Genomic DNA, 16,490 nt, shown 5'->3' on the forward strand with positions numbered 1-16,490 from the left:
CTCTTACTCCTCAAGCAGTTTTAGAATGATAACAATTCTCATTATATTGCCGTGGCCGTGCCAGCAGCAACGCTTAACCCTAACCATAGCGAAAATAGTCTCTGAGTGTAAGGTGCTTGTGAATCCAGGGTTATGATTTTGTCTGCGATTGGCGCTATTTTCAGCAAGGCGTGCAGAAAAAAGCCCTCCAGGGGAGGGCTGACGTTGTTGCGGCCGGAGGTTAAGCGTGCGGAGTAAAATGATACTCGGTGACGCTGACGTACTCTTCACCCGGGCGCAGCACACAGTCCGGCTGTGGCCATTCGGTATGGTTTGGGCTGTCCGGCAGGAACTCGCTCTCCAGCGCCAGGCCTTGCCAGTCGCTGTACTCATCGTGTTCACGCGCGGTTGTCCCGCCCAGATAGTTACCGGAGTAGAATTGCAGGGCAGGAGCGGAGGTATAGACCGTCATCTGCAGTTTCTCATCCGCAGACCAGACCTGCGCGGCAGGCTGTTTCACATCGCCTTTTGCCTGCAGCAGGAAGGCGTGGTCGTAACCTTTCACCTTGCGCTGATCCTCATCGCTGAGGAAATCCCGGGCGATGGATTTTGCACTGCGGAAGTCAAAGCTGGTGCCGCTCACGGACTTCAGCCCCTGATAAGGGATGCCCATTTCATCCACTGGCAGGTATTCATCCGCCAGGATCTGCAGCTTATGGTTGCGCACATCGCACTGATGACCATCGAGGTTGAAGTAGGCGTGGTTGGTCAGGTTGACCGGACACGGCTTGTCGACCGTCGCACGGTATTCAATGGCGATACGGTTGTCGTCGGTCAGCGTAAAGCGTGCGAAAGCGGTAAGATTACCCGGGAACCCCTGGTCGCCATCCAGCGAGTCGAGTGAAAACAGCACTTCCTGGTCGTTTTGCTGGACAATTTTCCAGCGGCGTTTGTCAAATCCTTCCGGTCCACCATGCAACTGGTTCTCACCCTGGCTTGGCAGCAACGTGTAGCGAACACCGTTGAGCTCAAAACGGCTTTTTGCAATGCGGTTCGCATAGCGCCCGACGGACGCGCCAAGATAGGCGGCCTGGTTGATGTACTGCTCAGGTGACGCGCAGCCGAGAAGGGTTTCGCGTACGCTGCCGTCTGGCATCGGTACGCGGGCGGAGAGCAACGTGGCTCCCCAGTCCATCAGCGTAACCACCATCCCTGCGCTGTTGCGCAGGGTTAACAGGCGATACGGCAGACCATCCGGTGCGAGGGTTGGCGTTTCGTTTAGCACTGTCCGGCTCCTTGTGATGCTTTACAAACATAGAACGTTTCTTTAATGCCCGTTTTGGCTTCGTACTGTTTCTCCACCGCCGACTGGACGGCCGGGACGAGATCTTCCGGCACCAGAGCGACGATGCAGCCACCAAAACCACCACCCGTCATGCGTACACCGCCTTTATCGCCGATGACCGCTTTGACGATCTCCACCAGGGTGTCGATTTGCGGAACGGTGATTTCGAAGTCATCGCGCATGGAGGCGTGGGATTCTGCCATCAGTTCCCCCATACGTTTCAGGTCCCCTTTTGCCAGCGCGGAAGCGGCCTCAACGGTGCGGGCGTTTTCTGTCAGCACATGACGCACACGTTTTGCCACCACCGGATCCAGCTCGTGCGCCACTTTGTTGAATTCGTTAAGCGTCACGTCGCGCAGGGCCGGTTGCTGGAAGAAGCGTGCACCGGTTTCGCACTGCTCGCGGCGGGTGTTGTACTCGCTGCCCACCAGCGTACGTTTAAAGTTACTGTTGATAATCACGACCGCGGCACCCTTTGGCAGGGGAACGGCTTTGGTTCCAAGCGTTCGGCAGTCGATCAGTAACGCATGCTCTTTTTTGCCCAGCGCGGAGATAAGCTGGTCCATGATGCCGCAGTTGCAGCCCACAAACTGATTCTCGGCCTCCTGGCCGTTCAGTGCGATTTGCGCCCCGTCCAGCGGCAGATGATAAAGCTGCTGGAAGACGGTTCCCACCGCCACTTCCAGGGATGCCGACGAGCTTAAACCGGCCCCTTGTGGCACGTTGCCGCTGATGACGAGATCCGCACCGCCAAAGTTCTTATTACGCTTTTGCAGATGTTTCACCACGCCGCGCACATAGTTGGACCACTGCTGGCTGTCGTGGATAACAATCGGGGCATCGAGGGAAAACTCGTCCATCTCATTACCGTAATCCGCCGCAATCACGCGCACTTTGTGGTCATCGCGCTTTGCGCAGGCGATCACCGTCTGGTAATCAATGGCGCAGGGCAGGACAAAACCGTCGTTGTAGTCGGTGTGTTCACCAATCAGGTTTACGCGGCCAGGTGCCTGGATAACGTGGGTGGCAGGGTAGCCAAATTTTTCAGCAAACAGGGATTGTGTTTTATCTTTCAGACTCATTTATTAGACTCCTGATTCGCGATAATGGACATCGCTGACGGCGCGCAGGCGTTCTGCGGCCTGTTCTGCCGTCAGGTCACGCTGGGTTTCCGCCAGCATTTCATAGCCCACCATAAATTTACGCACCGTCGCAGAACGCAGTAGCGGCGGATAGAAATGGGCATGCAACTGCCAGTGTTGATTCTCTTCGCCGTTAAACGGTGCACCGTGCCAGCCCATTGAGTACGGGAAGGAGCACTGGAACAGATTGTCGTAACGGCTGGTCAGCTTTTTCAGCGCCAGCGCAAGGTCGTCACGTTGTGCGTCACTGAGATCCGTAATGCGTTGAACGTGTGCTTTAGGCAGCAGCAGCGTTTCAAAGGGCCACGCCGCCCAGTACGGCACAACGGCCAGCCAGTGTTCCGTTTCGACCACAGTACGGCTACCGTCGGCCAGTTCACGCCGGGTGTAGTCCACCAGCATCGGGGAGCCGTTTTCCGCGTAATAGGCTTTTTGCAGCCGATCTTCGCGTTCGGCTTCGTTGGGCAGGAAACTGTTCGCCCAGATCTGCCCGTGCGGATGCGGGTTAGAGCAGCCCATCGCGGCGCCTTTATTTTCGAATACCTGCACCCACGGATAAGTCTGGCCCAGCTCCGCAGTTTGTGCCTGCCAGGTGCTCACCACCTCTTTCAGCGCATCAACACTAAGCTCCGGCAGCGTTTTGCTGTGATCGGGCGAGAAGCAGATCACGCGGCTGGTTCCCCGGGCGCTTTCACAACGCATCAGCGGATCATCGCTCTGCGGCGCGTCCGGCGTGTCGGTCATGAGTGCGGCAAAATCATTCGTGAAAACGAAGGTGCCTTTGTAGTCCGGGTTTTTATCTCCCGTTACGCGGGTGTTGCCCGGACACAGGAAGCAGTCCGGGTCGTGCTGTGGCAGCGTCTGTTTTGCAGGCGTCTCTTGCGCCCCCTGCCAGGGGCGCTTGGCGCGATGCGGAGACACCAAAATCCATTGCCCGCTAAGCGGGTTAAAACGACGATGCGGATGATCGACGGGATTGAATGAAGTCATGACGGATCCTTAGTCCGGATAACCTTGTGGGTGGCGAGACTGCCAGTGCCAGGTATCCTGTGCCATTTCATCCAGCGTGCGGGTAACACGCCAGTTAAGCTCTTTATCGGCTTTGGTTGCATCGGCCCAGTATGCCGGGAGGTCACCTTCGCGGCGGGGGGCGAAGTGATAGTTGACCGGCTTACCGCAGGCTTTGCTGAAGGCGTTAACCACATCCAGCACGCTGCTGCCAATACCGGCGCCGAGGTTGTAAATATGCACACCCGGCTTGTCGGCCAGCTGCTGCATTGCCGCCACGTGGCCGTCGGCCAGATCCATAACGTGGATGTAATCACGCACGCCGGTGCCATCTGCAGTCGGGTAGTCATTGCCGAACACCGCCAGGGAATCGCGGCGACCCACCGCCACCTGGGCGATATACGGCATCAGGTTATTTGGAATGCCCTGCGGATCTTCACCCATATCGCCTGACGGATGGGCACCGACCGGGTTGAAGTAGCGCAGCAGGGCGATGCTCCACTCCGGCTGTGCTTTTTGCAGGTCGGTCAGGATCTGCTCCACCATCAGTTTGCTTTTGCCGTACGGGCTTTGCGGTGTCCCGGTGGGGAAACTCTCGACGTAAGGGATTTTCGGCTGGTCGCCGTAGACGGTGGCGGATGAGCTAAAGATGAAGTTTTTGACGTTCGCCGCGCGCATGGCGGAGATGAGACGCAGGGTACCGTTGACGTTATTGTCGTAATACTCAAGCGGCTTTGCGACCGACTCACCGACCGCTTTCAGGCCCGCGAAGTGGATCACCGTTTCAATGGCATGGTCGTGGAGGATCTCGGTCATCAACGCTTCATTGCGGATGTCACCTTCGACAAACGTCGGTTGTTTTCCGCCAAGACGTTCAATCACAGGCAGCACGCTGCGCTTACTATTGCACAGGTTGTCGAGGATGATGACATCATGACCGTTTTGCAGCAGTTGCACACAGGTATGACTTCCTATGTAACCGCTACCACCTGTTACCAGAACTCGCATATTTCGCTCCATTAGGCTTATGGTATGTAATAACCATAGCATAACAGAGACGTGAAAAGTGTGACATGGGATAAATTAGTGGAATCGTTTACACTGTTTTTCAAACCCGCTTTTTTTTGATCCAGTCGCATTGTAGATCAAAGAGATAAAGAAGTATCACTGCAGGTTATCTGAAAAGCGGAGGGCGGCGCCCTCCGCAAGTTAATCGATTTTGCTCAGCAGGTAACGATAGTGCTCACCGTCCGGGATAAACTCCAGACGGTGCGTGATGCAGGCCGGTGCGTCTTCAGCATGATGTGAGACAAACAGTAACTGGGTTTCACCTTCGCCAATCAGCACATCCACAAAGCGGCGGATCAACTGGCGGTTCAGCGGATCCAGCCCCTGAAGCGGCTCATCGAGGATCAGCAGCGTCGGGTGTTTCACCAGCGCCCGGACGATCAATGCCAGACGCTGCTGCCCCCAGGACAGACTGTGAAACGGCGCGTCAGCGACCCGGTTGTCCATTCCCAGAATATCCAGCCACTGCTGGGCCAGCTTGTGCTGTTTGTCCGATACCGCCTGATAAATACCGATGGAATCAAAGTACCCGGAGAGGATCACATTGCGTACGGTGGTGCTGACCCGGTAATCCAGATGCAGGCTGCTGCTGACATAGCCGATATGCTTTTTAATATCCCAGATGGTTTCACCGCTTCCGCGACGGCGGCCAAACAGGGTCAGATCGTTGCTGTAGCCCTGCGGATGATCGCCGGTGATGAGGCTCAGCAGCGTTGATTTCCCCGCGCCGTTGGGACCGACAATCTGCCAGTGTTCGCCCGGGTTAACCGTCCAGCTGAGATGATTCAGGATCGGACGATCGTCATAGGAGACCACCCCGTCACGCAGCACAATGCGTGGCTGGTGCGGATCTAAAGCGAGACGTACCGAAGGGGCGTCGGGTTCGGGCAGGGTAATGCCGTCGAGCTTTTCGCTGTGCGCCAGTTGGGCAATCAATGCCTGCTTCAGCAGTACCGATTTTTCGCCGGTTTCGGTAAGGCTGCAGTCCGCCAGCACCCCGGCGTTCTGCACAAAATCCGGGATTTCATCAAAACGGTTAAGCACCAGCACAAGGGTGTAGCCCTGCTTGTTAAGTGAGGCCAGCAGGTCCGCCAGCTGGGCGCGGGACTGCACGTCCAGACCGTCGAACGGCTCATCCAGGATTAACAGCTCAGGTTCGCTCATCAGCGCCTGGCAGAGCAGCGTTTTACGCGTCTCGCCGGTAGAGAGGTATTTAAAGCGCCGGTTCAGAAGGGCGGTGATGCCGAACTGCTCCGCCAGCTGCTGACAGCGGGCAGGATTGTTGACTTCATCCTGAATAATTTCTGCCGTCGTGCGGCCGGTGTCTTCTTCGCCCGGGCTGAGTAAGTCGGTGTTGTTGCGCTGCCATTCATCGCTCACCAGCTTCTGCAGCTGTTCAAACGACAGGCGCGTGGTGCGCGTAAAGTAGCTCTGGCGTTCACCTTTAAGCAGGGTGAGCTCTCCGGCCAGCGCCCGGGCCAGCGCGGACTTGCCGCTCCCGTTGGTGCCCACAAATGCCCAGCTCTCACCCGCGCGTAATGTTAAATCAGCAAGCGTCAGCGTTCGGGTATCGCTAAGACGAAACGTACCTTGCGAAATATGCAATGATGACATGATTTATCCCAATTTTTGCAGCGTCAGCTGTCAGGGATACTCACTGTCGGCACGCTTGTCAATCCGCTTAGCACAATGTGGCGATAATCACCCGGTCTGCGTTGAAATATGCGGTAACCACAGCACCTTCTTCTAATTCCTGCGCCTCGCTTAAGGCAACCGTCGCGCATAACATCTGTCCGTCCGGCAGGGTCATCAGCACCTCACACTGCGCTTCGCCGCGTTCGATATGGCGGATGGTACCCTGCAGCTGGTTGTCTGCCGCTTTGGCGCGTTCGGCATCGCGCGTCACTGCGACCCACGGCGCTTTCAGCAACACCAGTACCTCCTTGCCTTCATCCAGCCCCAGACGCTCTCCGCTTTGGGTCGTCACGGCGGCCTTCAGGCGGGTGGTGCCGTCGGCAAGCAGGATCTCGATATGTTGCTGCACCTGCCCGTTATCGCGTGCGGTGACCGTGCCAAACCACTGGTTGCGGGCGCTGGTCTGGAGTGAGAAGCGAGAAATGGCGGCTAACAGGCTGTCCAGCGGGAGGTTATCATCGTCACTTAGCACATCGAACGCTTTCTGCTGGATCTGGGCCAGCAGGTCATAAAGCTGAATCAGACGCTGGCCGTAGCGGGTCAGCACGGCGCCACCGCCCCCTTTGCCGCCCGTGGCTCGCTCAACCAGCATCTGCTCGCTCAGGGTATTCATGTCGTTGATCGCATCCCAGGCGCTTTTATAACTAATGCCCGCGTTTTTTGCCCCCTGGCTTATTGAACCCGTTTGTTCTATTTGTTTAAGCAGGGCGATACGTCGCGGATCGGCGAAAAGCTTCTGCTGAAGTCGTAGGGTAAGGAGAATTTCAGCCTGCATAACGGAGTGTCCTGACAAAAGGGCTATTGTGAACCAAATGGCACAGGGCGCAAAGGGCACCGCACAAAAGGGGATGTTTTTCTTACTTTTCAGGGTAGAATAAGCCGTCCACAATATCTGGAGAAAACCATGTTAGAGTTGTTGAAAAGTTTGGTATTCGCCGTGATCATGGTACCAGTAGTGATGGCCATCATCCTCGGTGCCATCTACGGCCTGGGTGAAGTGTTCAACGTCTTTTCGAACATTGGTCACAGAGACCGCGCTAAAAAGCAGCACTGATTCCCCACAAAACGCCCGGCTTGCCCGGGCGTTTTGCTCTCAAGTATTTTTCGTCATCGCCGATATCATTTAAAGCATCCGGTAATTGTACCTCTTGATCGGTACGATTTAACGCTGGGATCTCTCCGGCGTTGTCGTTATATTATTGCGTATATAACGAAACGCACAGGAGCTACAGATGGCACGTACAGGGTTACGCTTTTTCGCAGGGGCAACGCTGGCACTTTCGCTGACCGGACACGCGCTGGCCGACGAAGGTAAAATCACGGTTTTTGCGGCGGCGTCGCTGACGAATGCGATGCAGGATATTGCCGCTGCGTATAAAAAAGAGAAGAACGTCGACGTCGTCTCCTCTTTTGCGTCCTCTTCTACACTGGCGCGCCAGATAGAAGCGGGGGCACCGGCCGATCTGTTCATCTCTGCCGATCAGAAATGGATGGATTACGTGGTTGAGAAGAAAGCCGTGGATACGACAACCCGCGAAACGCTGCTGGGGAATAGCCTTGTCGTGGTCGCGCCAAAAGCCAGTCCGCAGGGTGACATCACCATCAACAAAGAGACTCACTGGACGCGTCTTCTGAACGGTGGCCGCCTGGCGGTGGGCGATCCGGACCATGTACCGGCTGGGATTTACGCGAAAGAGGCCCTGCAGAAGCTGGGCGCGTGGCAGACACTGTCTTCAGATCTGGCGCCGGCGGAAGACGTACGCGGTGCGCTGGCGCTGGTGGAACGCCATGAGGCTCCGCTGGGCATTGTCTACGGCTCGGATGCCGTTGCCAGCAAGGGTGTCAAAGTGGTTGGCACGTTCCCGGAAGACGCCCACAAAAAAGTGGAATATCCTGTTGCGATTGTTGATGGACATAAAAATGCGACCGTGACGGCCTTCCAGGCGTACCTGAAGGGGCCGGAAGCGTCCGCAATCTTTAAACGTTATGGATTTACGACTCACGAATGATATTGACCGATCCTGAATGGCAGGCTGTACTGCTGAGCCTGAAAGTCTCTTCCCTGGCGGTTGCGCTAAGTTTGCCCTTTGGGATCTTCTTTGCCTGGTTGCTGGTGCGCTGTAAGTTTCCCGGCAAAGCCTTGCTTGACAGCGTTCTCCATCTTCCGCTGGTGTTGCCACCCGTGGTGGTGGGGTATCTGCTGCTGGTGTCCATGGGGCGACGCGGGTTTATCGGCCAGTGGCTGTACGACTGGTTCGGGCTGACCTTTGCCTTTAGCTGGCGCGGTGCGGTGCTGGCCGCGGCGGTGATGTCATTTCCGCTGATGGTGAGGGCTATCCGCCTGGCGCTGGAAGGGGTGGATATCAAACTGGAACAGGCCGCCCGCACGCTGGGTGCCGGGCGCTGGCGCGTCTTTTTCACCATTACGTTACCGCTCACGCTGCCGGGCATTATTGTCGGTACGGTACTGGCCTTTGCCCGTTCGCTGGGTGAATTCGGTGCCACCATTACCTTTGTTTCGAACATCCCCGGTGAAACGCGGACGATCCCTTCGGCCATGTATACGCTGATACAGACGCCGGGTGGCGAAGGTGCTGCGGCGCGTCTGTGTGTTATCTCAATTGTGCTGGCGCTGATATCGCTGCTGGTCTCTGAATGGCTGGCGCGACTCAGCCGCGAGCGGATGGGGAAATAGTTATGCTGGAACTCCATTTCACCCAGACGCTGGGAAACCACACCCTTACACTGAACGAGACGCTGCCCGCCACCGGTATTACCGCCATCTTTGGGGTCTCCGGCGCCGGGAAAACCTCGCTCATTAATGCGATCGGTGGCCTGACACGCCCTCAGGCAGGGCGCATTGTGCTGAACGATCGCGTCCTGAATGACGTTGAAAACAACATTTACCTGACGCCGGATAAACGGCGCATTGGCTATGTGTTTCAGGATGCGCGGTTATTCCCGCACTACAGCGTGCGCGGGAATCTGCGTTACGGCATGGCCAAAAGCATGGCCGCGCAGTTTGACAAGCTGGTGGCGCTGCTGGGCATTGAGCCACTGCTTGACCGGTTGCCTTCTTCGCTCTCTGGCGGTGAGAAACAGCGGGTGGCGATAGGGCGCGCGTTGCTCACCGCCCCCGAACTCCTGCTGCTTGATGAGCCGCTGGCCTCGCTGGATATTCCGCGTAAACGTGAACTCCTGCCGTATCTCCAGCGCCTGGCGCGTGAAATCAAGATCCCGATGCTGTACGTCAGTCACTCCCTGGATGAAATTCTGCATCTGGCGGATAACGTACTGGTGCTGGAAAACGGCAGCGTAAAGGCGTTTGGCAATCTTGAAGAGGTCTGGGGCAGTAGCGTCATGCACCCGTGGCTGCCCCGGGAGCAGCAGAGCAGCATCCTGAAGGTGAGCGTGCTGGAGCACCATCCGCATTACGCGATGACCGCCCTGGCGTTGGGCGACCAGCACCTGTGGGTGAATAAAATCGACAAGCCCCTGCAGTCGGCGCTGCGTATTCGTATTCAGGCGTCGGATGTCTCTCTGGTTTTACAGCCTCCGCTGCAGACCAGTATCCGAAATATCCTGCGCGCGAAGGTCGCCGAGTGTTTTGATGATAACGGTCAGGTAGAGGTGCAGCTTGAGGTGGGGAGCAGGACGCTCTGGGCACGGATCAGCCCGTGGGCCAGGGATGAGTTAGGGATCAAACCTGGCCTGTGGCTTTACGCGCAAATCAAGAGCGTTTCCATTACCACCTGATTACAGCAGGTGGGTATAAATGTACTGCGCGATGCTGTCGGTGGTGTTATCGCCAATCACCACGTTAGCGCGCGCTTTCACCGCGTCATCGGCATTGCCCATTGCCACGCCCGTTCCGGCGGCTTCCAGCATGCTGATGTCGTTGTAGTTATCGCCAAAGGCGATCACATCCTGCATTGACCCCCCCTGAGACTCCACGAACTGCGTCAGGCGCTTGCCTTTGCTGTTGCCTTTGCGGGCGATATCCACCTGGTCATGCCAGGACCATTCACACTCCAGACCCAGCGCCTGTTCAACGTGTTTCGCGAAGGTATTCAGTTTGGTGGTATCTTCATCGGTCAACGCGAATTTCCAGATAGCTTCCACATCCTGAGCCGCCTGGCGCAGGGAGGAGACCTGGGTAAAGACCGGACGCTGCGCTTCTGGCAGAGACTGAGCCCAGTTGGTGGTGCGGATAACGTGGCCAGTTGGGCGCTCATAGACCATCGCATTATCGACATACATCAGGCCGTGGATGGCATGTTCATCCAGCAGATCAATTAATTGCAGGGCCTGGGGAACCGGCAGCGGGTCGGATTCTAAAACCTTTTTTGCCTGATAATCATACAAATAAGTGCCATTACAACAAATTGCAGGTGTATCTAACGCCAGTGCCTGATAAAAAGGGTGAATGGCAACGTGATGTCGACCCGTTACGATAAGGAGTTGATATCCCACTTCCTGCGCGCGTTTAAGCGCTTCAAGGGAGGAGGGGAGAAGGGTTTTTTGCGGCGTCAGTAAGGTACCGTCTAAATCCAGAGCAATCACACGCGAGGTCATTTGTTTTTCCGGGTTAATATTGAATTTACGATCTGATGGGATGGTACACCGAGAGGCGAACGCGTCAAAACTCCCGTCGACAATTCAGCATTCACCGTCAAAAGTTAACTACTTTCATGCGCAGTGAGGAGTGAATATTCATGAAACAAACCGTTTATACCGCCAGTCCTGAAAGCCAGCAGATCCACGTCTGGCGTTTAAATGCCGAGGGGACCCTCACGCTGGTGCAGGTTGTTGATGTGCCAGGTCAGGTACAGCCAATGGCGATCAGTCCGGATAAACGTTTCTTGTACGTGGGTGTGCGCCCGGAGTTTCGCGTGCTGGCCTACCGCATCTCTCCGGATGACGGCGCGCTGACTTACACTGCGGAGGCGCCATTGCCGGGTAGCCCAACCCACATCTCAACCGATCGCAAGGGCAACTTTGTTTTCAGCGGCTCCTATAACGCGGGCTGTGTCAGTGTGACGCGTCTGGAAGAGGGCATTCCGGTCGACACCGTGGATGTGGTGGAAGGGCTGGAAGGTTGCCACTCGGCAAATATCTCTCCGGACAACCGCACGCTGTGGGTACCGGCGCTGAAGCAGGATCGAATCTGCCTGTTTACCCTGAGCGACGATGGTCACCTGGTGGCGCAGAATCCGGCAGAAGTGACGACCGTTGAAGGTGCGGGTCCACGTCATATGGTCTTCCATCCGAATCAGCAGTACGCCTACGTGGTGAACGAGCTGAACAGCTCGGTGGATGTCTGGGAACTGAAAGATCCTAACGGCCAGATTGAGTGCGTGCAGACGCTGGATATGATGCCGGCTGATTTCTCCGACACCCGCTGGGCGGCGGATATTCATATTACGCCGGATGGTCGCCATCTCTACGCCTGTGACCGTACTTCCAGCCTGATCACCATCTTTAGCGTTTCGGAAGACGGCAGCGTGCTGGCAGTGGAAGGCTTCCAGCCGACGGAAACGCAGCCGCGTGGCTTTAATATCGATCACAGCGGTAAATACCTGATTGCAGCGGGGCAGAAGTCTCACCACATCGCCCTGTACGAAATCAAAGGTGAGCAGGGCCTGCTGGAAGAGAAAGGGCGCTATGCGGTAGGCCAGGGGCCAATGTGGGTAGTGGTTAACGCTCACTAAGTGGCTAAAAACAAAAAAACCTCGCGAATGCGAGGTTTTTTTATGCCCGGTAGTATTTCATTAACGGACAGGCCGGGTAAGGCGAAGCCGCCACCCGGCAAAACAGATTACTGCTTCGGCTCAGCAACCACTTTGCTACCCAGACCGCGATTGTTGTATTCCCACATGCGGTTGAAGTTAGCGTCGTTCAGGTTGCGCTGCACGTTTCCTTTATCGTCCACAGAACCGGTATTGCCGGAGAACGGACGTTTGGAGATGGCGGCATCACCCCATGGTTTTGCCATGTTGAAACCTTCGTTGATAACGCTGTCACGGATCACGACCTGGCCGTTGGTTGCAGAGTCCACATCCAGGGAGCGACCCAGCTGCGCCACGCCGTCACCGGCGGCGTTGAAGCGGCTGTTGACGGCGAGGAAGCCGTAGAACAGGTTTGACTGTGTCGCTGGCGCAAAGACATAACCTTCCTGCTGGGTACGTGAGTTCACGACGCGGAAATCGGTGTTATCAAATACCACCGCGCCACGACCGGAGACCAGATCCACGTCACCTTCGATGTAGCTGTTGGTCACCAGCGTACGGGTCAGACGGTTATTCTGCAGGGTGTTCTGTACACCGCTGTTGGTCACGAAGAAGGTGTTCTGACGACCCAGAATGTTCACGTTATTGAGCTGCACCTTGTCGCCATCGCTACGCAGCGCCACGGCCTGGTGGTTACCCGCATCAACGCTGTCGCCCAGGGTGTTCTGAATGGTCAGGTTCTGCAGCTGCAGACCGTTGTTCTGAGACCAGACGACCGCAGAGCACATCACGCCAATGGTGGCGGAACGCTTGCTCTGGCAGTTATCAAACATATACCAGGCCGGTTTGCCCGGCATGTATTTACCCGCCGGGTTGACCAGGTGACGCCAGGTAGTGCTGTCGATTTCGGAATCAATCGCCAGACCAATTTTAACGTCGATGGCTTTTTCACCCAGACCGTAAAGGGTGATGCTGCCTGGTGCTGCCGGAACGTAAACGGTACCTTCATATTCACCTGGCATGATCGCGATGTACTGGCGAGATGCGCTGTGTTTGGTGATGGCAGCGTCCACCGCAGCCTGAATAGAGGTGTGCGTCACGCCCTGCGCGCCTGCCGGACCCACAACAAAGTTTGGCTGCTTCGGCAGGTTAATAGAAGACGGCGTCCACGGTGCTGCGTTTGGATCCATCGCGGAGAAGTAGTGCGCGCGATCGAAGTTTTTCGCTTCATCAGCGGACAAAATCGGACGGGATGCGGTGCCTGGCGCGACCTGCTCAGAAGGTCGCTGATCCGGTGGCGTTGAACTGCATGCGGATAATGTCACGCCAAAGGCGAGTGCCAACGCCAGACGGGAAATCCTGGAAATGTTCAAGGTGAAGCTCCTGGGTATGCAAGTCTTAAACGAGATAGACGAAATAGCCTGCTTTTTTATACTAAGTTGAGCGAAACGGGAAGATAAAAAGGGGAAAAGTTGCATTTTTCGCCCGCAGGGGGCGGGAAAGTCGTCACAAATAAATAACATTTTCATAAAGGCGGTTGACAGCAGCCAGCAGATGAAAATAAATGTCTATACAACCCATGACAAGTGAAAGGCTTATGCTGCAACTTCATCCCGACGATGTGATATGGCGAAATGCGCGACTGGCGACAATGGTCCCTGGTGAAGAATCTTATGGCCTGCAAGCGCATCATGCCCTTGTGGTGCGCGGTCAAACCCTTCTGGCCGTCATTCCTGAAGCAGATCTCCCTTCCGGGCATGATAAATGCGTCGATCTCGGTGGACGCCTGGTCACGCCGGGTCTTATCGACTGCCATACCCACCTTGTGTTTGGCGGCAATCGCGCGGCGGAGTGGGAGCAGCGTCTCAACGGCGTCTCCTATCAGACCATCAGCGCACAGGGGGGCGGAATTAACGCCACCGTCTCGGCAACCCGCGACAGTTCGCCGGAAAAGTTGCTTACACTGGCGCAGCAGCGGCTGGAGCGGTTAATGAATGAAGGGGTGACCACCCTGGAAATCAAATCCGGCTACGGTCTTAACGCCGCGGCTGAAGAGAAAATGCTGCAGGTCGCATGCCAGCTCAGCCTGAGTAATCCGGTTGAGATCAGCCCAACCCTGCTGGCGGCACATGCGGTTCCGGCGGAATACCGCCACGATCCAGACGCGTACCTTACCCTGGTGTGCGAGCAAATCATGCCTGACCTGTGGCAAAAAGGGCTGTTCGAAGCCGTGGATGTGTTTTGTGAAAATGTCGGCTTCACGCCAGCGCAAACCGAGCGGCTTTTCCTGGCCGCCAGCGCACGGGGTATTCCGGTGAAAGGGCACGTGGAGCAACTTTCTAACCTGGGCGGTGCGGCGCTGGTCAGCCGATTTAAAGGGTTATCTGCCGATCATATCGAATACCTGGATGAGGACGGTGTTCAGGCCATGGCGCAAAGCGGCACGGTCGCGGTACTGCTGCCCGGCGCGTTCTATTTCCTTCAGGAGCGTCAGCGTCCACCGGTTGAACAGCTCCGGGCGCAGGGCGTACCGATGGCGGTCGCCACAGATTACAACCCCGGCACCAGCCCGTTCGCGAGCATTCATCTGGCCATGAACATGGCCTGTGTACAGTTTGGCCTGACGCCTGAAGAGGCCTGGGCTGGCGTCACGCGGCACGCCGCGCAGGCGCTGGGGCGTGGCACAACGCACGGGCAGTTAAAGGCTGGTTTCATGGCTGATTTTATCGTCTGGGATGCAGACCATCCGGTAGAAATGGTTTACGAGCCGGGACGCAATCCGCTGTATCAACGCATTTTCCGTGGGGAGGCAGTATGACGTTATGGCGGCCCGTAGCCGAAACGGTCTGGCAGGGGCGAGACGACAGCGCCGAGGCCAGCAACGCAAAACGGATTTTTCAGACCATACGCCAGCCGTCGCAATTTACCCCGGTTTCATCCGCGATTGCGCTGATAGGCTTTGCCTGTGATGAAGGGGTGAGGCGTAATCAGGGCAGGCAGGGTGCGGCGCAGGCTCCCGACGTGCTACGTAAGGCGCTGGCGAACATGGCAACGCATTCCGGCCACGAACGGCTGGTGGACATGGGGTCGGTTTACGTTGAGGATGACCACCTGGAAGAGGGCCAACAGGCACTGAGCGATGCTGTGGTCACCTGTCAGCAGGCTGGCATGCGTACGCTGGTGTTGGGCGGCGGACACGAGACCGCCTGGGCCCACGGCCGTGGTATTCTTGAGGCGTTCCCGAATGAGCGCGTGGCGGTCATCAACCTGGATGCGCATCTTGATTTGCGCAAGGCTGAACGGGCCACCTCCGGCACCCCGTTTCGTCAGCTGGCGAACTACTGTGCTGACCACGCGCGGGAATTTCAGTACGCCTGTTTTGGCGTCAGCCGCGCGGCGAACACCCAGGCGCTGTTTGACGAGGCTGAACGGCTTAACGCCACGCTGGTGGACGATCTGCATTTCCACCGGGATGCGCTATCAGCGCTGGAACAGGTGCTGGCGCAGGCCGATCGTGTTTACCTCACCATTGATCTGGACGTTCTGCCCGCAGCCGAGATGCCCGCCGTGTCAGCCCCCGCTGCGTTAGGCGTCCCGGCGCGGGATCTCCTGCCCGCGATCGAGCGCATTTGCCGTAGCGGAAAACTGCAGGCCGCCGATCTGGTAGAATTTAACCCTCACTACGATCGGGACGGACAGGGGGCGAAGCTTGCCGCCCGTCTGGCCTGGCAAATTGCTCACTGGTGGGCATAACAACATTTAAGGAGTGACGATGTTCTCACGCTCACCTCAGCCGCCGTCCGGCTCTCCCGCGCCTTTCTACGAAAAGGTGAAGCAGACGATCAGCGAAAAAATCGCCACCGGCGTCTGGCGGCCGCATGACCGCATTCCCTCTGAAGCCGATCTGGTGGCGCAGTTTGGCTTTAGCCGGATGACCATCAACCGGGCGTTACGCGAGCTAACCGACGAAGGCCTGCTGGTGCGTCTGCAGGGGGTCGGGACGTTTGTGGCGGAGCCGAAAGGACAATCGGCGCTGTTTGAAATCCGCAGCATTGCGGACGAGATAGCGTCGCGAAACCATCAGCACCACTGCGAAGTGCTGGTGCTTGAAGAGACGCAGGCCAGCGCCGAGCAGGCTGCGGTACTGAACGTCAAGGAGGGGACCCGGATCTTCCATTCCGTAATGGTGCATTTCGAAAATGACGTGCCGGTGCAGATTGAGGATCGCTGCGTAAACGCCGAACGGATACCGGACTATCTGGACCAGGATTACACCCAAACCACGCCGCATGCCTTTCTCTCGCTTGTCGCACCGCTGACGGAAGGGGAGCATATTGTGGAAGCGGTGCGCGCGACGCCGCAGGAGTGCGAGCTGCTGCGTATCAAAGAGCACGATCCCTGCCTGCTGATCCGCCGTCGCACCTGGTCATCCACGCAGATTGTGTCGCATGCAAGACTGCTGTTCCCCGGTAGCCGCTATCGGTTGCAGGGCCACTTTATGTCATAAGTTTTAAAAGCGTGATA

General features: G+C 56.9%; 16 protein-coding genes. 8 read left to right on the forward strand and 8 right to left on the reverse strand.

Annotated features, from left to right (window positions below):
* Positions 1-220: 220 nt before the first annotated feature.
* The 6 genes from galM to modE form a co-directional block, all read right to left on the reverse strand.
* Entirely contained in the window at positions 221-1,264 is a 1,044-nt protein-coding gene (galM, locus tag ACTJJI_RS02585) for a galactose-1-epimerase (RefSeq protein ID WP_440652932.1), read from the reverse strand.
* Complete coding sequence (galK, locus tag ACTJJI_RS02590; protein ID WP_014831125.1) at positions 1,258-2,406, reverse strand: galactokinase; 1,149 nt, start codon at positions 2,404-2,406, stop codon at positions 1,258-1,260. Before galK ends, galM begins: the two co-directional genes overlap by 7 nt.
* A gap of 3 nt (positions 2,407-2,409) precedes the next feature.
* Positions 2,410-3,456, reverse strand: coding sequence for a galactose-1-phosphate uridylyltransferase (gene galT, locus ACTJJI_RS02595; RefSeq protein ID WP_013097520.1), 1,047 nt, complete (start codon positions 3,454-3,456; stop codon positions 2,410-2,412).
* Between the two features lie 9 nt (positions 3,457-3,465).
* Positions 3,466-4,482 carry a UDP-glucose 4-epimerase GalE gene (gene galE / locus ACTJJI_RS02600; RefSeq protein ID WP_014831126.1) on the reverse strand — a complete coding sequence of 339 codons (1,017 nt, stop codon included), beginning with the start codon at positions 4,480-4,482 and terminating at the stop codon, positions 3,466-3,468.
* 201 nt (positions 4,483-4,683) lie between these two features.
* Entirely contained in the window at positions 4,684-6,156 is a 1,473-nt protein-coding gene (gene modF, locus ACTJJI_RS02605) for a molybdate ABC transporter ATP-binding protein ModF (RefSeq protein ID WP_440652935.1), read from the reverse strand.
* 67 nt (positions 6,157-6,223) lie between these two features.
* Positions 6,224-7,012, reverse strand: coding sequence for a molybdenum-dependent transcriptional regulator (gene modE / locus ACTJJI_RS02610; RefSeq protein ID WP_050859869.1), 789 nt, complete (start codon positions 7,010-7,012; stop codon positions 6,224-6,226).
* A 129-nt stretch (positions 7,013-7,141) separates the two neighbouring features.
* On the opposite strand from modE, the gene ACTJJI_RS02615 reads away from it, so the two are divergent.
* From ACTJJI_RS02615 to modC, 4 genes are all read left to right on the forward strand, one after another.
* The gene (locus ACTJJI_RS02615; RefSeq protein ID WP_013097516.1) at positions 7,142-7,291 is read left to right on the forward strand and encodes an AcrZ family multidrug efflux pump-associated protein; all 150 of its coding nucleotides are present in this window, start codon (positions 7,142-7,144) and stop codon (positions 7,289-7,291) included.
* A 178-nt stretch (positions 7,292-7,469) separates the two neighbouring features.
* A complete protein-coding gene (gene modA / locus ACTJJI_RS02620; RefSeq protein WP_014831129.1) occupies positions 7,470-8,246 on the forward strand; it encodes a molybdate ABC transporter substrate-binding protein in 777 nt (258 codons plus the stop codon).
* Complete coding sequence (gene modB / locus ACTJJI_RS02625; RefSeq protein WP_013097514.1) at positions 8,243-8,932, forward strand: molybdate ABC transporter permease subunit; 690 nt, start codon at positions 8,243-8,245, stop codon at positions 8,930-8,932. Before modA ends, modB begins: the two co-directional genes overlap by 4 nt.
* A gap of 2 nt (positions 8,933-8,934) precedes the next feature.
* Positions 8,935-9,993 carry a molybdenum ABC transporter ATP-binding protein ModC gene (gene modC / locus ACTJJI_RS02630; RefSeq protein ID WP_014831130.1) on the forward strand — a complete coding sequence of 353 codons (1,059 nt, stop codon included), beginning with the start codon at positions 8,935-8,937 and terminating at the stop codon, positions 9,991-9,993.
* Here modC and ACTJJI_RS02635 read toward each other — a convergent pair whose 3' ends face one another.
* On the reverse strand, positions 9,994-10,812 hold the full coding sequence (locus ACTJJI_RS02635; protein ID WP_046888721.1) for a pyridoxal phosphatase: 819 nt from the start codon (positions 10,810-10,812) through the stop codon (positions 9,994-9,996).
* 140 nt (positions 10,813-10,952) lie between these two features.
* Here ACTJJI_RS02635 and pgl point away from each other — a divergent pair, with 140 nt between their 5' ends.
* On the forward strand, positions 10,953-11,948 hold the full coding sequence (pgl, locus tag ACTJJI_RS02640) for a 6-phosphogluconolactonase (protein ID WP_038986076.1): 996 nt from the start codon (positions 10,953-10,955) through the stop codon (positions 11,946-11,948).
* 107 nt (positions 11,949-12,055) lie between these two features.
* Here the strand turns inward: pgl and ACTJJI_RS02645 are convergent, their stop codons facing one another.
* Positions 12,056-13,339 carry a putative acyl-CoA thioester hydrolase gene (locus ACTJJI_RS02645; protein WP_014831133.1) on the reverse strand — a complete coding sequence of 428 codons (1,284 nt, stop codon included), beginning with the start codon at positions 13,337-13,339 and terminating at the stop codon, positions 12,056-12,058.
* 224 nt (positions 13,340-13,563) lie between these two features.
* Between ACTJJI_RS02645 and hutI the strand changes: the two genes are divergently transcribed.
* Genes hutI through ACTJJI_RS02660 form a run of 3 tightly spaced genes read left to right on the forward strand, consistent with a single transcriptional unit; the run spans position 13,564 to position 16,473 of the window.
* Positions 13,564-14,784, forward strand: coding sequence for an imidazolonepropionase (gene hutI, locus ACTJJI_RS02650; protein ID WP_125364510.1), 1,221 nt, complete (start codon positions 13,564-13,566; stop codon positions 14,782-14,784).
* Positions 14,781-15,719, forward strand: a complete 939-nt coding sequence (gene hutG, locus ACTJJI_RS02655) for a formimidoylglutamase (protein ID WP_014831135.1) — start codon at positions 14,781-14,783, stop codon at positions 15,717-15,719. Before hutI ends, hutG begins: the two co-directional genes overlap by 4 nt.
* A gap of 19 nt (positions 15,720-15,738) precedes the next feature.
* The gene (locus ACTJJI_RS02660) at positions 15,739-16,473 is read left to right on the forward strand and encodes a histidine utilization repressor (protein ID WP_014831136.1); all 735 of its coding nucleotides are present in this window, start codon (positions 15,739-15,741) and stop codon (positions 16,471-16,473) included.
* Positions 16,474-16,490 lie beyond the last annotated feature (17 nt).

The organism is Enterobacter sp. 22466 (assembly GCF_052044775.1).
GTDB lineage: Bacteria > Pseudomonadota > Gammaproteobacteria > Enterobacterales > Enterobacteriaceae > Enterobacter > Enterobacter dissolvens.